We start from the raw sequence: 16,282 nt of genomic DNA, 5'->3' as shown, positions 1-16,282 counted from the left end.
CGGCAAAGGAACCCCCCAAATGCGCGACATCTCACGACGTCAGGCGATCATCGGTCTGGGCGCGTTCACTCTCGTGCTCGCCGGTTGCAGTGAGGAAGAGGCTCCGAAGAAGGGCGCCGCCGGCCAGTCCGGGAACAAGGCGGGCGCGATGGCGAGCTACGGCGTGGGCCAGCAGTTCAAGGCCACGCAGCCGGTCTCGTTCGACGTGCTCTACAACAACCACCCGTTCTACCCGCTCAAGAACGACTGGCTGTTCTGGCAGGAGCTCACCAAGCGGACCAACGTGACGATCAAGCCCGTCGCGGTGCCGCTGAGCGACTACGAGAAGAAGCGCGGCCTGCTGGTGGGCTCGGGTCAGGCACCGCTCATCATCCCCAAGACCTACCACCCGCAGGAGGAGGCGTTCGTCGCCTCCGGCGCCGTCCTGCCGGTCAGCGACTACCTGGACCTGATGCCGAACTTCAAGGACCTGGTCGCCAAGTGGAAGATGGAGCCCGAGCTGGACACCCTGCGGCAGTCCGACGGCCGCTTCTACCTGCTGCCCGGGATGCACGAGGAGATCTGGGCCGACTACACCTTCGCCGTCCGGACCGACATCCTGGACAAGCTGAAGCTGGAGGTCCCCAAGACCTTGGACGACTTCTACGCCATGCTCAAGGCGATGAAGAAGGAGTACCCCGATCTGTACCCGATGACCGACCGGTGGAGCGTCCCGAACCCGGGCGGCAACCTGCTCAAGCTCATCGCCCAGGCGTACGGCTCCAAGGGCGGGTGGGAGTACCAGCACGCGACCTGGGACGCGACCGCCGGGAAGTTCGTCTACACCGGCGCCATGCCGCAGTACAAGCAGATGATCGAGTACCTGCGCAAGCTGGTGGAGGAGAAGCTGCTCGACCCCGAGAGCTTCACCCAGCAGGACGAGCAGGCCGAGCAGAAGTTCAACTCCGGCAAGTCCTTCGTCATCAGCACCAACGCGCAGTCGCTGATCAACGACTACCGCCCGACGCTGTACAAGACCGTCGAGGGCGCCAAGATCGCCAAGATCCCGGTGCCCATCGGCCCGGTCGGGGAGTACAAGATCGGCAGCCGGCTGGAGAACGGCGTGATGATCTCCAAGAAGGCGCTGCAGAACCCGAACTTCGTCGCCATGATGCAGTTCATCGACTGGCTGTGGTACTCCGAGCAGGGCCAGGAGTTCGCCAAGTGGGGCGTCGAGGGCACGACGTTCACCAAGGACTCCTCCGGCGCCTACAAGCTCGCCAAGGACGTCGACTTCGTCGGCCTCAACCCCGGCGCGCCCAAGCACCTGCAGAAGGACTTCGGCTTCTCCAACGGCGTCTTCGCCTACGGCGGCACCACCAAGCTGCTGAACTCCACCTTCTCCGAGGAGGAGGTCGCCTTCCAGGACGTGATGAACGCGCGCAAGCCCTGGCCGGTCGAGCCGCCGCACCCGTTCACCGACGAGGAGCGCGAGCAGGCCTCCCTGTGGGAGACGCCGCTGAAGGACCACGTCACCCAGAACACCCTGAAGTTCATCCTCGGCGAGCGCGACCTGGGCGAGTGGGACGCCTACGTCAAGGAGCTGGAGGGCAAGAACATGACCACCTACATGACCCTGGTCACCACCGCCTACGAGCGGTTCAAGAAGGACCACGGGTGAGCGAGGCGGCGGCCGGGCGGCCGTTCGGCGAGGGGCCGCTGTCGAGGGCCTCGGCACTGGTCTACACCCTGCTGGTCGTCGAGCTGTCGTTCCTGGCCGCCGCCCTGCCCGGCCTGGCCGGGCTCGTCCTGCTCGACCGGTCGGCCGGCAACCTGCCGCTGGCGGTCGCCTGCGCCCTGCCCGTCGGTCCCGCGCTCTCCGCCGCCCTGTACGCCCTGCACCGCCGCGGCCGGGACCTCGCCGATCTGCGGCCCGCGGCGGCGTTCTGGCGGGGGTACCGGGCCAACCTCGGCGGCGTGCTGAAGCTGTGGATCCCGTACCTGGGTTGGATGGCCATCGTCGCCACGACCCTGGCGAACCTCGGCGCGGCGGGCGTGCCCGGGTGGTGGGCGGCGCTGCTGGCGGCGGTGGCGGTGGCGGCCACCCTGTGGGCCGCCGGCGCGCTGGTCATCACCTCGTTGTTCGCGTTCCGGGCGGCGGACGTCGCCCGGCTCGCGGCGTACTTCCTCTCGCGCCGCCCCGCGGTGACCCTCGCCAACGCCTGCCTGCTGGTCGTGGCGGGCGGGGTGACACTGGTGGCCACCGAGGCGGTGACGGCGCTGCTGGCCTCCGTGCTGGTGGCGGCGCTGCTGTGGAACGCGCGTCCGGTCGTCGCGGATGTCGAGCGGGAGTTCACCGCGCCCGCCGCCGCCCCGCCCACGGGGGAGATCTGAATGCGCCGCGGGGCCCGGAAACCGTCACCTCCGCGAAAATGTTTCGCAGGCTCAGCCGGCCGCCGGTGGGGCGGTGCTACGACGGGTGACCAACTGGGTGGTGAACTCCAGCCGGGTCTGCGGCGGCCGGCCGCCGTCCATGAGGGCGACCAGCATGCCGGTCGCGGCGGCGGCCATGTCGGTGAGGGGCTGGCGGATCGTGGTGAGCGGCGGGACCAGCCACTGCGCCATGGGCAGGTCGTCGAAGCCGACCACGCTGAGGTCGTGCGGGATGCGCACGCCGGCCTGGTCGGCCGCCTGGTAGACGCCCACGGCCGTGGCGTCGTTGCCGGCGAAGACCGCGGTGGGAGGGTCGGGGAGGGCGAGCAGGGCGCGGGCGTGGGCCAGGCCCTCGGCCACGTCGAAGTCGCCCGCCACGACCAGGGCGGGATCGACGGGCACCCCGGCCGCGTCCATCGCCGCCCGGTATCCGTCCAGCCGGGCCCGGCTCGACAGGACATGGGGCGCCCCGGTGATGATGGCGATGCGCCGGTGCCCGAGGTCGAGGAGATGACGCGTGGCCGCGAGGCCGCCGGACCAGTTCCCGGCGCCGACCGACGGCACGCGGTTGGGGGCCCCGGCCGGATCGACCAGCACCACGGGGATGTCGCGCGTGCGCAACTGCGCGCGCTGGGCGTCGGTGAGCTCGCAGAAGATGGCGATCACCCCGCATGACCTGCGGCTGAGCACCTCCTCGACCCAGCCGCGGGGCGGTGTGGGCCGCTCGCGCATCTCCGAGAGCACCACGGCCAGGTGGTTCTCGCGCGCCACGCGCTGGACGCCTTTGATGATCTCGATGGCGCACGGGCCGTCCATCTCGTGGAAGGCCACCTCGATCAGGGCCGCCGCCTTCGGCCGCTTCTTCTGCCGCCGGTAGCCGTGCCGGCGGATCAGCCCCTCCACCAGGGTGCGGGTCGCGGGGGCCACCTCGGTCCTGCCGTTGAGGACCTTCGACACCGTGGCCGTGGACACGCCCGCCAGTTCGGCTATCTGCGCGAGGGTGAGCGCATGGGGCGGATCTGCGGGAGAGGCGGGCTCTGTCATCGCGCTCATGGCCGCAGTGTAGTTCCGAAACTTGCGGCTACAAGCCGATTGTTTCAGAGGTGTTGCCTGAACATTATTGACGCTCGCCTTGACCCGGGCCTAGGGTCCCGAACTAACGATCGGCATGGCGCTCGGCAGTTTTCGGCCCACCCTTCCGCCGTTTTTCGGGCCGAGCTCCGAAACCAGGCCGGTGCCACAGTCGCGGGCCTGAACAGGCCTGCCGACGCGGAACTCGGCATAGATCGGTGTAGCTCTGGCCTGGTTTCGGTCGGTCTCGCGGCCGAAATGTGAGGAGCGCAGAAATGCACCGCACCCCCTTCGCTCCGATCTCGCCTCCCCCGCAAGGGTGCTGAACGCACCACAGCCCCTCGTACCGGTTCTGACGACCCCAACCCCCTGACCACAGCATGTGAAAGAGGTCGCCGTGAAGTCCCGCATCGTCTCCGTGGCCGCGATCGCCGCGGCCACCACTCTCGCCATGGCAGGTTGTTCCGGCTCATCGACCGGGACGGCCTCCGGAGGAGCGGCGGACGCCAAGACGTTCGAGTTCTGGTCGTTCACCGGGATCAACGCGAAGGGGTCCGCCGCCGAGTACAAGGCGAAGAGGCCGGACATCCAGATCAAGCTGACCGAGGTGGGGAACGCGCAGGAGACGGCGCAGGCGCTCACGACGGCGCTCGCCGGCGGCAAGGTGCCCGACCTGGTGCTGATCCAGGGCGATGACCTGCCCAAGTTCGTCCAGCAGCCGCAGAACTTCGTCGACCTGCGCACGCTGGGCGCCGACAAGGTCAAGGGCGACTACCTCGACTGGGTGATCAGCCAGCCCACGGCCAAGGACGGCTCGATCATCGGCATCCCGACCGACGTCGGCGGCATGGCCATCGCCTACCGCGCCGACCTGTTCAAGAAGGCCGGGCTGCCGACCGGCCGCGAGGAGGTGGGCAAGCTCTGGCCCACCTGGGACGCCTTCATCGAGACCGGCAAGAAGTACACCGCCGCGACCGGCAAGGCATTCGTCGACAACGCCGCCACGAGCGTCTTCGCGCAGGTGGTCAACCAGGGGCAGGAGAAGTACTACGACCCCTCCGGCGGTCTGGTGTACGAGCGGAGCCCGCAGGTCAAGACGGCCTTCGACGAGGCGCTCAAGGCAATGGCCGCCGGGATCACCGCCAAGCAGAGCACCTTCACCGACGGCTGGAGCGCCGCGATGAAGAAGGGGGACTTCGCCGCCATCGCCGCACCGGTCTGGATGCTCGGCGCCATCCGCGACAACGCCCCCGACACCAAGGGCGACTGGGACGTCGCCACCATCCCCGGCGGGTCGGGCAACTGGGGCGGCAGCTTCCTCGCCATCCCCAAGGGTGCCAAGAACCCGAAGGCCGCCTGGGACTACATCTCCACCACGCAGTCGCCGCAGGGCCAGCTCGACCACTTCGCCCAGGCCAGGTCGCTGCCCGCGACGCCGTCGGTCTACAAGGACCCGAAGCTCACCTCGGTCGAGGACCCGTTCTTCTCCGGCGCGCCCCTCGGCAAGATCTACACCGACTCACTGCTCGGCCTCAAGCCCTTCCTCATCGGGCCGGACAGCACGACGATCGGCACGGAGTTCGGCAACGCCCTGCAGAACGTCGAGCAGGGCAAGGGCGATCCCGCGAAGGCGTGGGACGCGGCGGTCACCAACATCAAGAACGCGATCGGCGGCTAGGACCCCCTGCCACGAGCGCCGCCGGCGCCGGGCGTCCCGGACGCCCGGCACCGGCGGCGGGGAAGCGACCACACCCGTGACGACGAGCATCAGCCCTGCCAAGGCGGCGCCGCCCCCACCTGCGCCGGTGACCAAGACCTCCCGGGGCGGCCTCACCGAGTTGGTGGCCCCCTACGCCTACATCGCCCCGTTCTTCGTGCTCTTCGCGATCTTCGGCCTCATCCCGCTGCTGTTCACCTTCTACGTGGCGTTGTTCGACTGGAACCCGATCGGCGAGCACGTGTTCGTCGGCCTGGACAACTTCACGCGGCTGTTCCAGGACGTGCGGTTCTGGAACGCGGCGCGCAACACCGTCAGCATCTGGGTGCTGTCGACCGTGCCGCAACTGCTGGTGGCACTCGTGCTGGCGCACCTGCTCAACCACGTCCGGCTGCGCTTCGCGACGCTCTTCCGCATGTCGATGCTCGTGCCGTACATCACCTCGGTGGCCGCCACCGCGATCGTCTTCGCCCAGATGTTCGACCGCGACTACGGGCTGCTGAACTGGCTGCTCGGCCTGGTGGGCATCGGGCACATCGACTTCATCCAGTCGGTGGCGGGCAGCCACGTGCTGATCGCCGTGATGATCACCTGGCGGTGGTTCGGCTACACGGCACTGCTCTACCTCGCCTCCCTGCAGGCCGTCCCCCGGACGATCTACGAGGCGGCCGCCGTCGACGGCGCCGGCACCCTGCGGCAGTTCCTGCACATCTCCATCCCGGCGTTGCGGCCGGTCATCGTGTTCACCATCGTGACCTCGACCATCTACGGGCTGCAGACCTTCACCGAGCCCCTGCTCATCTCCCGGAGCGCGCCGAGCACCTGCGGGCCGATCCGCCAGTGCCAGACGCTGACCCTCTTCCTGTTCGAGCAGGGCTTCACCCAGTTCAAGTTCGGGTACGCGGCGGCCATCGGCGTGGCGCTGTTCGTGATGGTCGTGGCACTCGCCGGCCTCAACTACTTCCTGTCCACCCGGACCCGCCCGGAGAGGGCATGAGGGAGCCATCATGAGTAGGACGACACCGCGGTCCGGCGACCGCCTGCGATGGTGGGTCTACGCCCTGCTGGTCCTGGCCGCGTTCGCCTGCGTGTTCCCGCTCTACTGGATGTTCGTCGTCGCCACCACCGACACCGCGGCGGCCACGGAGCTGCCCCCGAGAGTGGTCCCGGGCGGCAACTTCTTCCACCTCGCGGGCCTGGTGTTCTCGACCGTGCCGTTCGTCCGGTCGATCATCAACAGCCTGGTCGTGGCCGGGACGATCGCCATCGGCCAGGCGCTGTTCTGCGCGCTGGCGGGCTTCGCGTTCGCCAAACTGCGCTTCCGCGGCCGCGACCTGTTGTTCCTGCTCGTCGTGCTGACGATGACCGTGCCCACCCAGCTCGCCATCGTCCCGCAGTACATGATCATCTCCTCGCTGGGCTGGGTGGACACCCTGCAGGCGCTGATCGTTCCGGGCCTGGCCAACGCGTTCGGGATCTTCTGGATGCGCCAGCACATGGCCAACGCCATCAGCGACGAGATCCTCCAGGCGGCCCGCATCGACGGGGCGACCACCTGGCAGATCTTCTGGCGCATCGCGTTCCCGCTGGTGCGCCCGGCCGCGTTCGTTCTCGGCCTGATCGGGTTCGTCTACGCCTGGAACGACTTCCTGTGGCCGTTCGTGGTGCTGAAGTCGCCGGAGATGTACACCGTCCAGATCGCGATCAAGGCGCTGCAGACGAACTTCAGCATCGACCTCGGGCTGGCGATGTCCGGCTCCTTCCTGGCCACCCTGCCGCTGATCGTCCTGTTCGTCTTCGTCGGACGCCGCATGGTGGCCGGGATCATGGACGGCGCCTTCAAGGGCTGACCCCCTGGCGTCGCCCCGCCGGGCCCTGACGCCGGGGAGGAGCGGTGCTGTCGCGGACGACCAGGTCGGTGGCGAACTCGATGCGATCGCGCGCCAGAGGCTCGCCTCCGGCGAGCGTCAGCAGCATGTCGGCGGCGGCGGCGGCCATCTCGGTGAGCGGCTGGTGGACCGTGGTCAGCGGCGGGACCGTCCACCGCGTCTGGGGCATGTCGTCGAACCCCACGACGCTCAGGTCGTCCGGGATGCGCAACCCCAGCTCGTAGGCCGCGCGGTAGACGCCTATGGCCTGGCCGTCGTTGCAGGCGAAGACGGCGGTGGGCGGGTCGGCCAGGCGCAGCAGCCGGTGGGTGTTGGTCACGCCGTCCTGGATCTGGAAGTCGCCCTGGCAGATCAGGTCGGGGTCCGCCGGCACGCCGGCCGTGTCCAGGGCCGCGCGGTAGCCGTCGAGCCGCGCGCGGCTGGACAGCGCGTGGGGCGGACCGGTGATCACGGCGATCCGCCGGTGGCCGAGTTCGAGCAGGTGGTGGGTGGCCGCGAGCCCGCCGGTCCAGTTGCCCGCGCCCACCGAGGGGACCGGCTGGGCCGGGTCGCCCAGGGGATCGAGCAGGACCAGGGGGATGCCCCGGGTGGCGAGCCGGTCGTGCTGCAGGTCGGTGAGGCTGGAGAAGACCGCGATGACGCCGGTCGGGCGGCGGCTGAGCACGTCCTCGACCCAGTCGCCGCCGCTGCCGCGGCCGCTGCGCAGCTCGGAGACCGTCACGGCCAGGCGGTGCCGGCGGGCCACCCGCCCGACCCCCTTGATGATCTGGGTGGGATAGTCGCCGGCCAGTTCGTGGAACAGCAGCTCCACCTGGGCGGCCGGGTTGATCCGGCGCCGCTGCCTGCGGTAGCCGTGCTCGCGGATGAGGCCCTCGATCAGGGCGCGGGTCTCCGGCGCGACGGCCGAGCGGCCGTTCACCACTTTGGAGACCGTCGCCGTGGACACCCCGGCGAGCTGGGCGAGCTCCGCGATGGTCAGCGGTTCGGCGCCGAACGCGGATGACTCTTCCAAAGCGGTCATGCCAGTAGTTTAAGAGCGAACAACTTGCACCAGCCAATTTCCGCCCTTACGGCTTCTCCATGAAACGCGCTCACCGGACACGGCGTGAATACGTGTCGAAATGGCGGCGAGGCTTTCTGTCGTCCTCGGGCACGCAGGCCGCCGTCCGGTGATGGCCGTCACCGACAGCAGACCACGCCCGCACATCCTCGATCGCGGCGTCGCACGTTATGCGGCACCGGCGCCGGGCCGGGGAATTCGTACGTTAATGCCCGCGAGAGTGAAACTTACAGACCGCGCGCCGACGGCCTTGGCCGTGTAGGCGGCCTCAACCGCAGGTCGGGGCCTGGTGCCGGGCCCGAACGCCGCACGGGTGCGAGCGCGGATCGTTGACGTACCTCGCGGCGTCGGATTGGCTCCGCGCACAGCGCCTTCCACGCTCGGAGTCGCCGTGCGGACCGAACGAGGATGTTAGCGCTAACAACAGCTCGTGGCCACCCTCCCGTGCCCCGCGCATCCGTCCACCGTCTCTGAGGAACCCGCATGCGAGTCATCCCCCACCGGCCGCGGTCGGCGCTGATGGCCATCGTGGCCGCGCTCGCCGCCGTCGCCGCCGTGGTCACTCCGGTGACCTCCGCCGTCGCGGCCGTCGCCTGCCGTGTCACCTACACCGTGTCCAGCCAGTGGGACGGCGGCTTCGGAGCAAATGTTAGCGTTAACAACCTGGGCGACGCGGTCAACGGCTGGCGGTTGACCTGGTCGTTCCCCGCCGGGCAGAGCATCACCCAGCTGTGGAACGGAACCTCCGCCCAGTCGGGCTCCCAGGTCACCGTGACCAACGCCGCCTACAACGCCGCCATCCCCGCGGGCGGCAGCGTCTCCTTCGGGTTCAACGGAAGCTGGACCGGATCCAACCCGGCGCCGACCGACTTCGCCCTCAACGGCACCACCTGCAACGGCCCCGCCACCCCCACCCCCACACCGACGCCCACCCCGACGCCGACCGTCACCCCGACGCCCACACCCACGCCCACGCCGACTCCCACGCCGACGCCCACGGTCACCCCCACCCCCACGCCGAGCCCGTCGGTCTCTCCGTCACCGGGGGCCACCACGACCGCGTGGCAGAACGGCGCCTTCGTGGTGGACACCCCGAACGTGGTGCGCCGGTCGAACATCGTGCTCAACCGGGCCAACACCAGCTCCACCCAGTTCATCCCGCTGGGGAACGGCACTCTGGGAGTGGCGGCGTGGGGAGCCAACGGGTTCACCGCGCAGCTGAACCGCAACGACACCTTCCCCGACCGCAAGTCGCCGGGTCAGGTGTACATCCCGGGGCTGAGCCGGCTCACCGGCGCCTCGGACTTCAAGGGCTACCTGGACATGTACGACGGGACGCTGTACGAGTCCGGCGGCGGCATGACGTTGAAGGCCTACGTGCGCGCCGACACCGCGCAGCTCGTGGTGGACGTCACCGGCGCCGACCCGAACAGCTCCCAGACCGCGCAGGTGAAGCTGTGGAGCCCGCGCAACCCGAGCGCCCAGGCGTCCGGCTCGGTGGCGACGCTCTCGGAGACCTGGACCGACGGCAACGGCGGCAACGGCACCTCCGGCAGGACGTTCGGGACCATGGCGGGCCTCAGCGCGGGCGGGCGCAACGTCCGGGCCACCAACCCCGACTCGCGGACCGCGCAGGTGAGCTTCCAGCCCAACGGCGACGGGTCGTTCCGGGTCATCGTGGTGTCCCCGGGCTGGACCGGCGGCAACGCCCTCACCACCGCGACCACGCTGCTGGGAGGCGACCTGACCCGCGCCTCGGCGGACCTGGCCGCGAGCACCCTGTCGTGGTGGCACGACTACTGGAGCTCGACCGGACTGATCAAGATCACCTCCAGCGACGGGTCCGGCGAGTACTTCGAGAACATGCGGACGCTGTACCTGTTCAGCATCGCCGCGAGCAACCGGGACACCCTCCCCGGCACCCAGGCCGGTGAGGCGAACCTGTTCAACGTCGGCCAGGACACCCAGCCCTGGTACCCGGCGGGGTACTGGTTCTGGAACCTGCGGATGATGATGCAGGCCAACCTCTCGGCCGGCGCCTTCGCGCTGAACTCGCCGATGTTCACCCTGTACCGCACCAACCTGAGCAACATCACGGCGTGGACCAGCGCCCACTACCCGGGTCACGAGGGCATCTGCGTGCCCGAGACGATGCGGTTCAACGGCAACGGCACCTGGTACTCGGGCAACGAGTCCTGCGAGTCGCGCATCGCCCCGTCGTACAACTCCCAGACCGTCACCAGCGGCGCCGAGATCGGGCTGTGGATCTGGCAGACCTACCTGGCCACCGACGACCGCTCGTTCCTGTCGGCGAACTACCCCGTCATGCGGGACTCGGCGAAGTTCCTGCTGTCGCACGCCAAGACCGGATCCGACGGCCTGCTGCACACCACCTCCAACGCCCACGAGACCCAGTGGGCGGTCAACGACCCGGTCACCGACGTGGCCGCGATGCAGGCGCTGTTCCCGGTCACGGTGTCGGCGGCGCAGACCCTCGGCCTCGACTCGGACCTGGTCGGCCGGCTCCAGTCGGCGATCCCCAAGATCCGGCCGCTGCCCCGCACCGACTTCGGGCAGACCCAGGTGCTCACCCCGTCCAGCGACGCGGGCGGCAACGACATGATCGCCCTGTCCGCCCAGCCGACGGCGGCCAAGCACAACGTGGAGAACCTCGGCCTGGAGGCGGTGTGGCCCTACAACCTGATCGGCGACAGCGGCAACCAGTCGGACCTGGCCAAGCGCACCTTCAGCCACCGCAGCTACATCACCGAGACCGACTGGAGCTACGACGCGCTGCACGCGGCCCGGCTGGGCCTGGGCAACGACATGCGGACCGCCCTCATCGCCAACGTCAACAAGTACCAGGTCTTCGCCAACGGGTTCGCCAGCTGGGATGTCAGCAAGACGACCAACCCATACCTGGAGCAGATGGGCGTGACCGCCGCGGCGATCGGCGAGGCCCTGGTCCAGGACTATGACGGCACGCTGCGCGTCGCACCCGGCTGGCCGAGCACCTGGAGCGCCGACGGGACGGTGTACATCCAGCACAAGGGCAAGGCGCACGTCCAGATCCGCAACGGCAACCTGGTCACCGTCGCGGTCCAGGCGGGGGCGGACGGCGCCATCACCGTACGCAACCCCTGGCCCGGCCAGAACGTCACGGTCGTGGACGGCTCCGGCGCCACCGTGCTGAGCGATCAGACCGGGACGACCTTCGCCATTCCCGCGCGGGCCGGCACGTCCTATCTGATCCAGCGGGCCTCGGCGCCCACCACCGCCCTGCCTTACTGGCCGGTCACCGGCACCCCGGCGACCGCGCCCAAGGTCCTGGGCAGCCGGACCATCGGCGTCCGCTGAACCCCCGCCCCGGCCGCCGGCACCCACCGGCGGCCGGGGCCTTTCCCCGCGGCCCCGCGGCCCGCGGCCCTGCCGCTCCGTCGGACCGCCGCACCCTGGGACCGCCGGATGCCCGGGACGGACGAGCGCCCCGCCACCGGGCGTCCGGCATGGAAGAGCGCCGGGCCGCCAACGCGGCCCGGCGCTCGGTGTGGTCCCCTGAACGGTGCCTCTCGCCCAGGCGACCGGCTCCCGGTGCGGCCGGCGGGTCTAGTTCTGGACCAGCCGCCACCGGTTGTCGGCGGTTCCGTTGTCGGAGTCCTGGACGGCCTGGGCCCCGTTGGCGGTGGAGTTGTTCTGGATGGCGAGCAGCTTGCCGCTGTTCACGTTGCGGATCTTGTAGGTTCCGTCGCCGTTGTTGACCATGGTCCACCGGTGGTCGGCGGTGCCGTTGTCGGACCACTGCAGGACGCGGGCGTTGTCGGCGGTGGACATGTTCTCCACGCCCAGCACCTTGCCGCTGTTGACGTTGCGGAATCGCACCGCGTCACCGTCGGTGACCATCACCCAGTTGTGGTCGGCGGTGCCGCTGTCGGTCCACTGCAGCGCGAGGCCGCCGTCCGCGGTGGACATGTTCTGGATGCCGAGGACCAGACCGCTGGCGGCGTTGACCAGCCGGTAGCTCGTCGTCCCGCCTCCGCTCTGCCCGTTGGCGTTCCAGTAGACGGTGTAGTTGTGCCCCTGCGCGTCGTAGAAGGGGATCAGGTTGACCGTCGCGTTGTTGGCGGTCGCCGTGAAGGTGAGCGCCGTGGTGCTGGTCCGGGTGATCGAGGAGGTGTTCAGGCTCGGCAGCGCCGACAGCGCGGTGTTGCCGTAGTTCCCCGACAGGACGAGCGGCCCGTAGGTGATCGCCGAGACGTTCTGGTTGTCGTTGGCGGCCTTCATGACCACCCGCATGGGCAGGCGCACCGTCACGGTGTCGCCGGAGGTCCACGTCCGGGTGAGGGTGGCGTAGGAGCCGGGGGTGGTGTCCACGCTCTGCTGGGTGCCGTTGACGCTGATCGTGGCGCCCGTGGTCCAGGCCGGGATGCGCACGCGCATCGTCCAGGAGTCGCCCGCGCCGCCGGTGACCTGCAGGGTCGTGGTGTCGCTCGCCGGGTAGGAGGTGGTCTGGGTGACCGTGATCCCGCGCTGTGACCAGTTCAGGGTGGAGGGCTGGAACATGTTCACGAACAGCGTGGTGCCGTTGTAGGAGTAGATGGAGTCCATCAGGGCCGTGTTGACCTCGACGCCCGTGCCCTGGCAGCACCAGAACGAGTTGTAGTCGGTGCTCCACGTGCCGCCGCCCCACGCCGGGCCCACCCCGCGGCGGCCGCCGGGCTTGAGCGGGGTGAAGTAGGTGACGTGCCCGTGGCTGTCAGCGGGGTTCTGCGCGCCGAGGATGTGGTTGAACAGCGCCCGCTCGTAGAAGTCCATGTAGGACGCCTGGTTGGGGTTCAGCAGCCACAGCTCGCGGGTCAGCTTGAGCATGTTGTAGCTGTTGCAGTGCTCGCAGGTGTCGTTGGTGAGGTACCCGGCGATCGCGTTGGGCGCCCGGAAGTGCTCCGCCTGGCTGTTGCCGCCGATCGCGTAGGTGTGCGCGCCGACCGTGATGTTCCAGGCGTTGCTAGCGATGTCCCGGTAGCGGGTGGTTCCGGTGGCCTTGTACTCTCGCGCCGCGCCGATCCACTTGGGCACCTGGGTGTTGGCGTGCAGGCCGTTGAGCTGGTCCTGATTGGAGGCGAGCGGGTTGAACACGGCGGCGTGGTCGAACCGCTGCGCCGTGGTGAGCCAGCGCCCGTCACCGGTCTGCTGGTAGATGTCGGTCAGCACCGCGTTCATGCCGCCGAACTCGGTGCCCAGCATGTTCTGCATCTGGCTGGAGCTGAGCCGGGAGGTGCGCTGGTCCACCCAGCCGGCGAGCGAGAGCAGCACGTCGCGGGCCTGGGTGCTGCCGATGAGGCGCCACACGTCGAGCAGGCCGGCCAGGGTCTTGTGCATGACGTAGTACGGCACGTTGCCGTTGCTCAGCGTGCGCGCCTCCAGGGCGCTGAAGTCGGACTCGGGGAAGCCGGACAGGTACCCGGAGGCGAACCCGGCCGCGCCGTTGTTCGCCTGGCACTTGGCCAGCTCGGCGACCATGTAGGTGGCCTTGTCCCGGCAGGTGGTGTCACCCAGCACGGCCCAGGCCTGGGCCCACGCGGTGAGCAGGTGCCCCTGCATGTGGCTGCGGAACGGGAACGAGGGCGCGTCCCATCCGCCGTTGGAGGCGGCGCCGTTGGTGGACAGCCGGTGGTTGGCCCGGAAGACGTACAGCATCCGGTCCACGTCGACGAACCGCAGGTAGGACAGCGTGCGGTTCTGGTTGTCCAGCCAGCGGCCGGAGGTCAGCCGCACCTGCCCGAGGTCGAACATGTACGCCGACACGCCGATGTCGGGCCGGGCCGGGGCGACCGCGGCCGCGGCGGCCGAGGCGCCGGCGACCTGTCCGGCAGCGGTGGCGGCGGAGGCGGCGACGGCGACGCCCGCGGCCTGGAAGAGCTGGCGGCGGCTCAGTGATGAGGGGGACACTTCTGCTCCAGGACATCGAGGGAGGAGGGGCCGGCGCGGGCGCGCGTCGACCCGTGGTGTGGGAGCCCGTCAGGGGGTGGTCATGGTGAAGCGCGGCACGGTGACGGTTCCGCCGAGCGATTGGGTGGCGTAGTTGAAGATCGCGTAGCGGTAGCCCATGAAGAACTGCCAGGCGTTGCCCATCGTGAAGGCCGGGCCCAGCGTGGTGAAGTTGGTCCCGTCGGTGCTGTAGGAGAAGCGGGCCTGCCTGCCGGTGCCGGGGCGGATGTCGGCGTTGACGCGCAGCCAGATCCGTCCGCCGGAGACCGCCGCGCTCGCGGCTTCGGTGCCGGTGCCGGTGGTGTTCCAGTTGGAGTCCATGCTCAGGCCGTTGGTCATGGACACCCGGGTCTGCCCGTTGTCGCGTTTGACGCCGATCCAGGCCGAGGAGTCGCGCAACATCGCCAGCCCGCTCCGGTCCCCGTCCCGCATCGCCGAGTAGTCCAGCTCGACCGTCGCCGTCGAACTGGGCCCGAGTATGCGATGGGTCAGGGTGTTACGCGCTGCGTACAGGTCGTTGGTCACGGTGGCGGTCTGCAGCCGCAGCCCGTTGTTCACGCTGTACTTGGTGGTGTCGGGGTTGTGGTTCCATTCCCACTCGGGGCCCAGCGTGGTCCCGGCGAAGGTGTCGGTCCCGGTGGGCGACTTCACCTGGCGCGGCGGGCGCGGGACGTTGGGGTAGGGGTAGTTGGTGCCCCACGCTCCGTTGACCGTCTGCACGGTGGGCCAGCCGTCGGAGGTCCACATGATCGGGGCCAGCACCGGCACCCGGCCGCCGGGGTAGGCGTCCTGGAAGCCCATGTAGTACCAGGCGCCGTTCTGGGTCTGCACCAGCCCGCCCTGGTGCGGCACGCCGCCACCGGAGATCGGCCCGGACATGTTCAGCAGCACCTGGCGCATCTCGTACGGTCCGAACGGGCTGGAGGACTTCAGGACGTACTGGCCATTGGCCGGGCGGGTGAGGAAGATGTAGTAGTTCCCGTTCCGCTTGTACATCCGGGAGCCTTCCAGGGTGCCGACGCTGGAGGGCGTCTGGAACACCTGCTGGGAGCGCACCTCGGTCTTACCGTCGGCCGAGAGCTGGGCCACGCTGATGCTGGTGTTGCCGTAGGAGACGTACATCGTGTCGTTGTCGTCGATCAGCAGGCCGGCGTCGTAGTAGCACTTGTTGATCGTGGTGTGCCGGTTCCACGGCCCCTCGACCGAGCTCGCGGTATAGATGTAGGTCTTGCTGAAGTCGATGCAGCCGCCCCAGTAGAACGTCTTGTTGCTCTTGCGGTAGTTCAGGAACGACGCCCAGACGCCGTCGATGTAGGCGTTGCCGCCGTTGAGGTCGTACTTGGACCCGAAGTCCAGCTTGGGCACCGAGTGGCCGGCGTACTCCCAGTTGACCAGGTCGTAGGAGCGCAGGATCGGCGCGCCCGGCGAGTAGTGCATCGTCGAGGCCGAGTAGTAGTAGGTGTCGTCCACCCGGAAGACGTCGATGTCCGCCAGGTCCTCCCACAACACCGGGTTGGCGTACTGCGACGACGGCGGCCACGGGCCTGTCGGCGTCGGCGTGGGGGTCGGCGTAGGAGTCGGGGTGGGCGTCGGTGTGGGCGTCGGCGTGGGGGTGACCGTCGGCGTGGGCGTCGGCGTGGGGGTGACGGTCGGCGTAGGTGTGGGGGTGGGGGTGGGGGTGGCGGGGCCGTTGCAGGTGGTGCCGTTGAGGGCGAAGTCGGTCGGCACCGGGTTGGAGCCGGTCCAGCTTCCGTTGAACCCGAAGGAGACGCTGCCGCCCGAAGGGATGGCGGCGTTGTAGGCGGCGTTGGTCACGGTGACCTGGGAGCCCGACTGGGCGGAGGTTCCGTTCCACAGCTGGGTGATGCTCTGCCCGGCGGGGAACGACCAGGTCAACCGCCAGCCGTCGACCGGGTCGCCGAGGTTGGTGACCTCGACGTTGGCGCCGAAGCCGTCCTGCCACTGGTTGGTCACGGTGTAGCCGACCCGGCACCCCGCGGCGGCCTGGGCGGAGACCGCGGTCATGACGCCGGCGAGGCTGAGAAAGACGGCTGTCGCGGCCACGAGCAGGCGCCGCCATCGATTGGCACGCACGGAAGCCCTCCGGGGTGGGATCGGATCGACGGAAGATCGCTGACGTCACGTTGG

General features: G+C 69.4%; 10 protein-coding genes. 6 read left to right on the top strand and 4 right to left on the bottom strand.

Going from position 1 to position 16,282, the window contains the following annotated elements; translation table 11 throughout:
- Positions 1 to 19 precede the first annotated feature (19 nt).
- Both ACFQSB_RS08750 and ACFQSB_RS08745 read left to right on the top strand, forming a co-directional pair.
- Positions 20 to 1,660: an ABC transporter substrate-binding protein gene (locus ACFQSB_RS08750; protein WP_380825490.1), complete on the top strand. Its 1,641-nt coding sequence runs from the start codon at positions 20 to 22 to the stop codon at positions 1,658 to 1,660.
- On the top strand, positions 1,657 to 2,373 hold the full coding sequence (locus ACFQSB_RS08745) for a YesL family protein (RefSeq protein ID WP_380825487.1): 717 nt from the start codon (positions 1,657 to 1,659) through the stop codon (positions 2,371 to 2,373). The genes ACFQSB_RS08750 and ACFQSB_RS08745 overlap by 4 nt, the downstream gene beginning before the upstream one ends.
- Before the next feature lie 51 nt (positions 2,374 to 2,424).
- Here ACFQSB_RS08745 and ACFQSB_RS08740 read toward each other — a convergent pair whose 3' ends face one another.
- Positions 2,425 to 3,465 carry a LacI family DNA-binding transcriptional regulator gene (locus ACFQSB_RS08740; RefSeq protein ID WP_354842960.1) on the bottom strand — a complete coding sequence of 347 codons (1,041 nt, stop codon included), beginning with the start codon at positions 3,463 to 3,465 and terminating at the stop codon, positions 2,425 to 2,427.
- A gap of 415 nt (positions 3,466 to 3,880) precedes the next feature.
- Here ACFQSB_RS08740 and ACFQSB_RS08735 point away from each other — a divergent pair, with 415 nt between their 5' ends.
- The 3 genes from ACFQSB_RS08735 to ACFQSB_RS08725 all read left to right on the top strand — a co-directional run bounded on the left by ACFQSB_RS08735 (position 3,881) and on the right by ACFQSB_RS08725 (position 7,050).
- On the top strand, positions 3,881 to 5,161 hold the full coding sequence (locus ACFQSB_RS08735) for an ABC transporter substrate-binding protein (protein WP_354842957.1): 1,281 nt from the start codon (positions 3,881 to 3,883) through the stop codon (positions 5,159 to 5,161).
- 76 nt (positions 5,162 to 5,237) lie between these two features.
- Positions 5,238 to 6,197, top strand: coding sequence for a carbohydrate ABC transporter permease (locus ACFQSB_RS08730; RefSeq protein WP_354842954.1), 960 nt, complete (start codon positions 5,238 to 5,240; stop codon positions 6,195 to 6,197).
- 10 nt (positions 6,198 to 6,207) lie between these two features.
- Positions 6,208 to 7,050: a carbohydrate ABC transporter permease gene (locus ACFQSB_RS08725; protein ID WP_354842952.1), complete on the top strand. Its 843-nt coding sequence runs from the start codon at positions 6,208 to 6,210 to the stop codon at positions 7,048 to 7,050.
- Here ACFQSB_RS08725 and ACFQSB_RS08720 read toward each other — a convergent pair.
- Positions 7,040 to 8,110, bottom strand: coding sequence for a LacI family DNA-binding transcriptional regulator (locus ACFQSB_RS08720; RefSeq protein WP_380825486.1), 1,071 nt, complete (start codon positions 8,108 to 8,110; stop codon positions 7,040 to 7,042). The genes ACFQSB_RS08725 and ACFQSB_RS08720 overlap by 11 nt on opposite strands.
- Before the next feature lie 522 nt (positions 8,111 to 8,632).
- On the opposite strand from ACFQSB_RS08720, the gene ACFQSB_RS08715 reads away from it, so the two are divergent.
- A complete protein-coding gene (locus ACFQSB_RS08715) occupies positions 8,633 to 11,506 on the top strand; it encodes a cellulose-binding domain-containing protein (protein ID WP_380825484.1) in 2,874 nt (957 codons plus the stop codon).
- A 249-nt stretch (positions 11,507 to 11,755) separates the two neighbouring features.
- Here ACFQSB_RS08715 and ACFQSB_RS08710 read toward each other — a convergent pair whose 3' ends face one another.
- Together ACFQSB_RS08710 and ACFQSB_RS08705 are read right to left on the bottom strand one after the other, a co-directional pair.
- Positions 11,756 to 14,095 carry a beta-L-arabinofuranosidase domain-containing protein gene (locus ACFQSB_RS08710; RefSeq protein ID WP_380825481.1) on the bottom strand — a complete coding sequence of 780 codons (2,340 nt, stop codon included), beginning with the start codon at positions 14,093 to 14,095 and terminating at the stop codon, positions 11,756 to 11,758.
- Between the two features lie 69 nt (positions 14,096 to 14,164).
- Entirely contained in the window at positions 14,165 to 16,228 is a 2,064-nt protein-coding gene (locus ACFQSB_RS08705; RefSeq protein ID WP_380825479.1) for a family 43 glycosylhydrolase, read from the bottom strand.
- Between the last annotated feature and the right edge of the window lie 54 nt (positions 16,229 to 16,282).

Origin of the sequence: Sphaerisporangium rhizosphaerae (assembly GCF_042665155.1) — a bacterium.
GTDB classification, from domain to species: domain Bacteria; phylum Actinomycetota; class Actinomycetes; order Streptosporangiales; family Streptosporangiaceae; genus Sphaerisporangium; species Sphaerisporangium rhizosphaerae.
The sequence above is the reverse complement of the archived record's forward strand: the minus strand, read 5'-3'. Positions and strand labels throughout refer to the sequence as shown.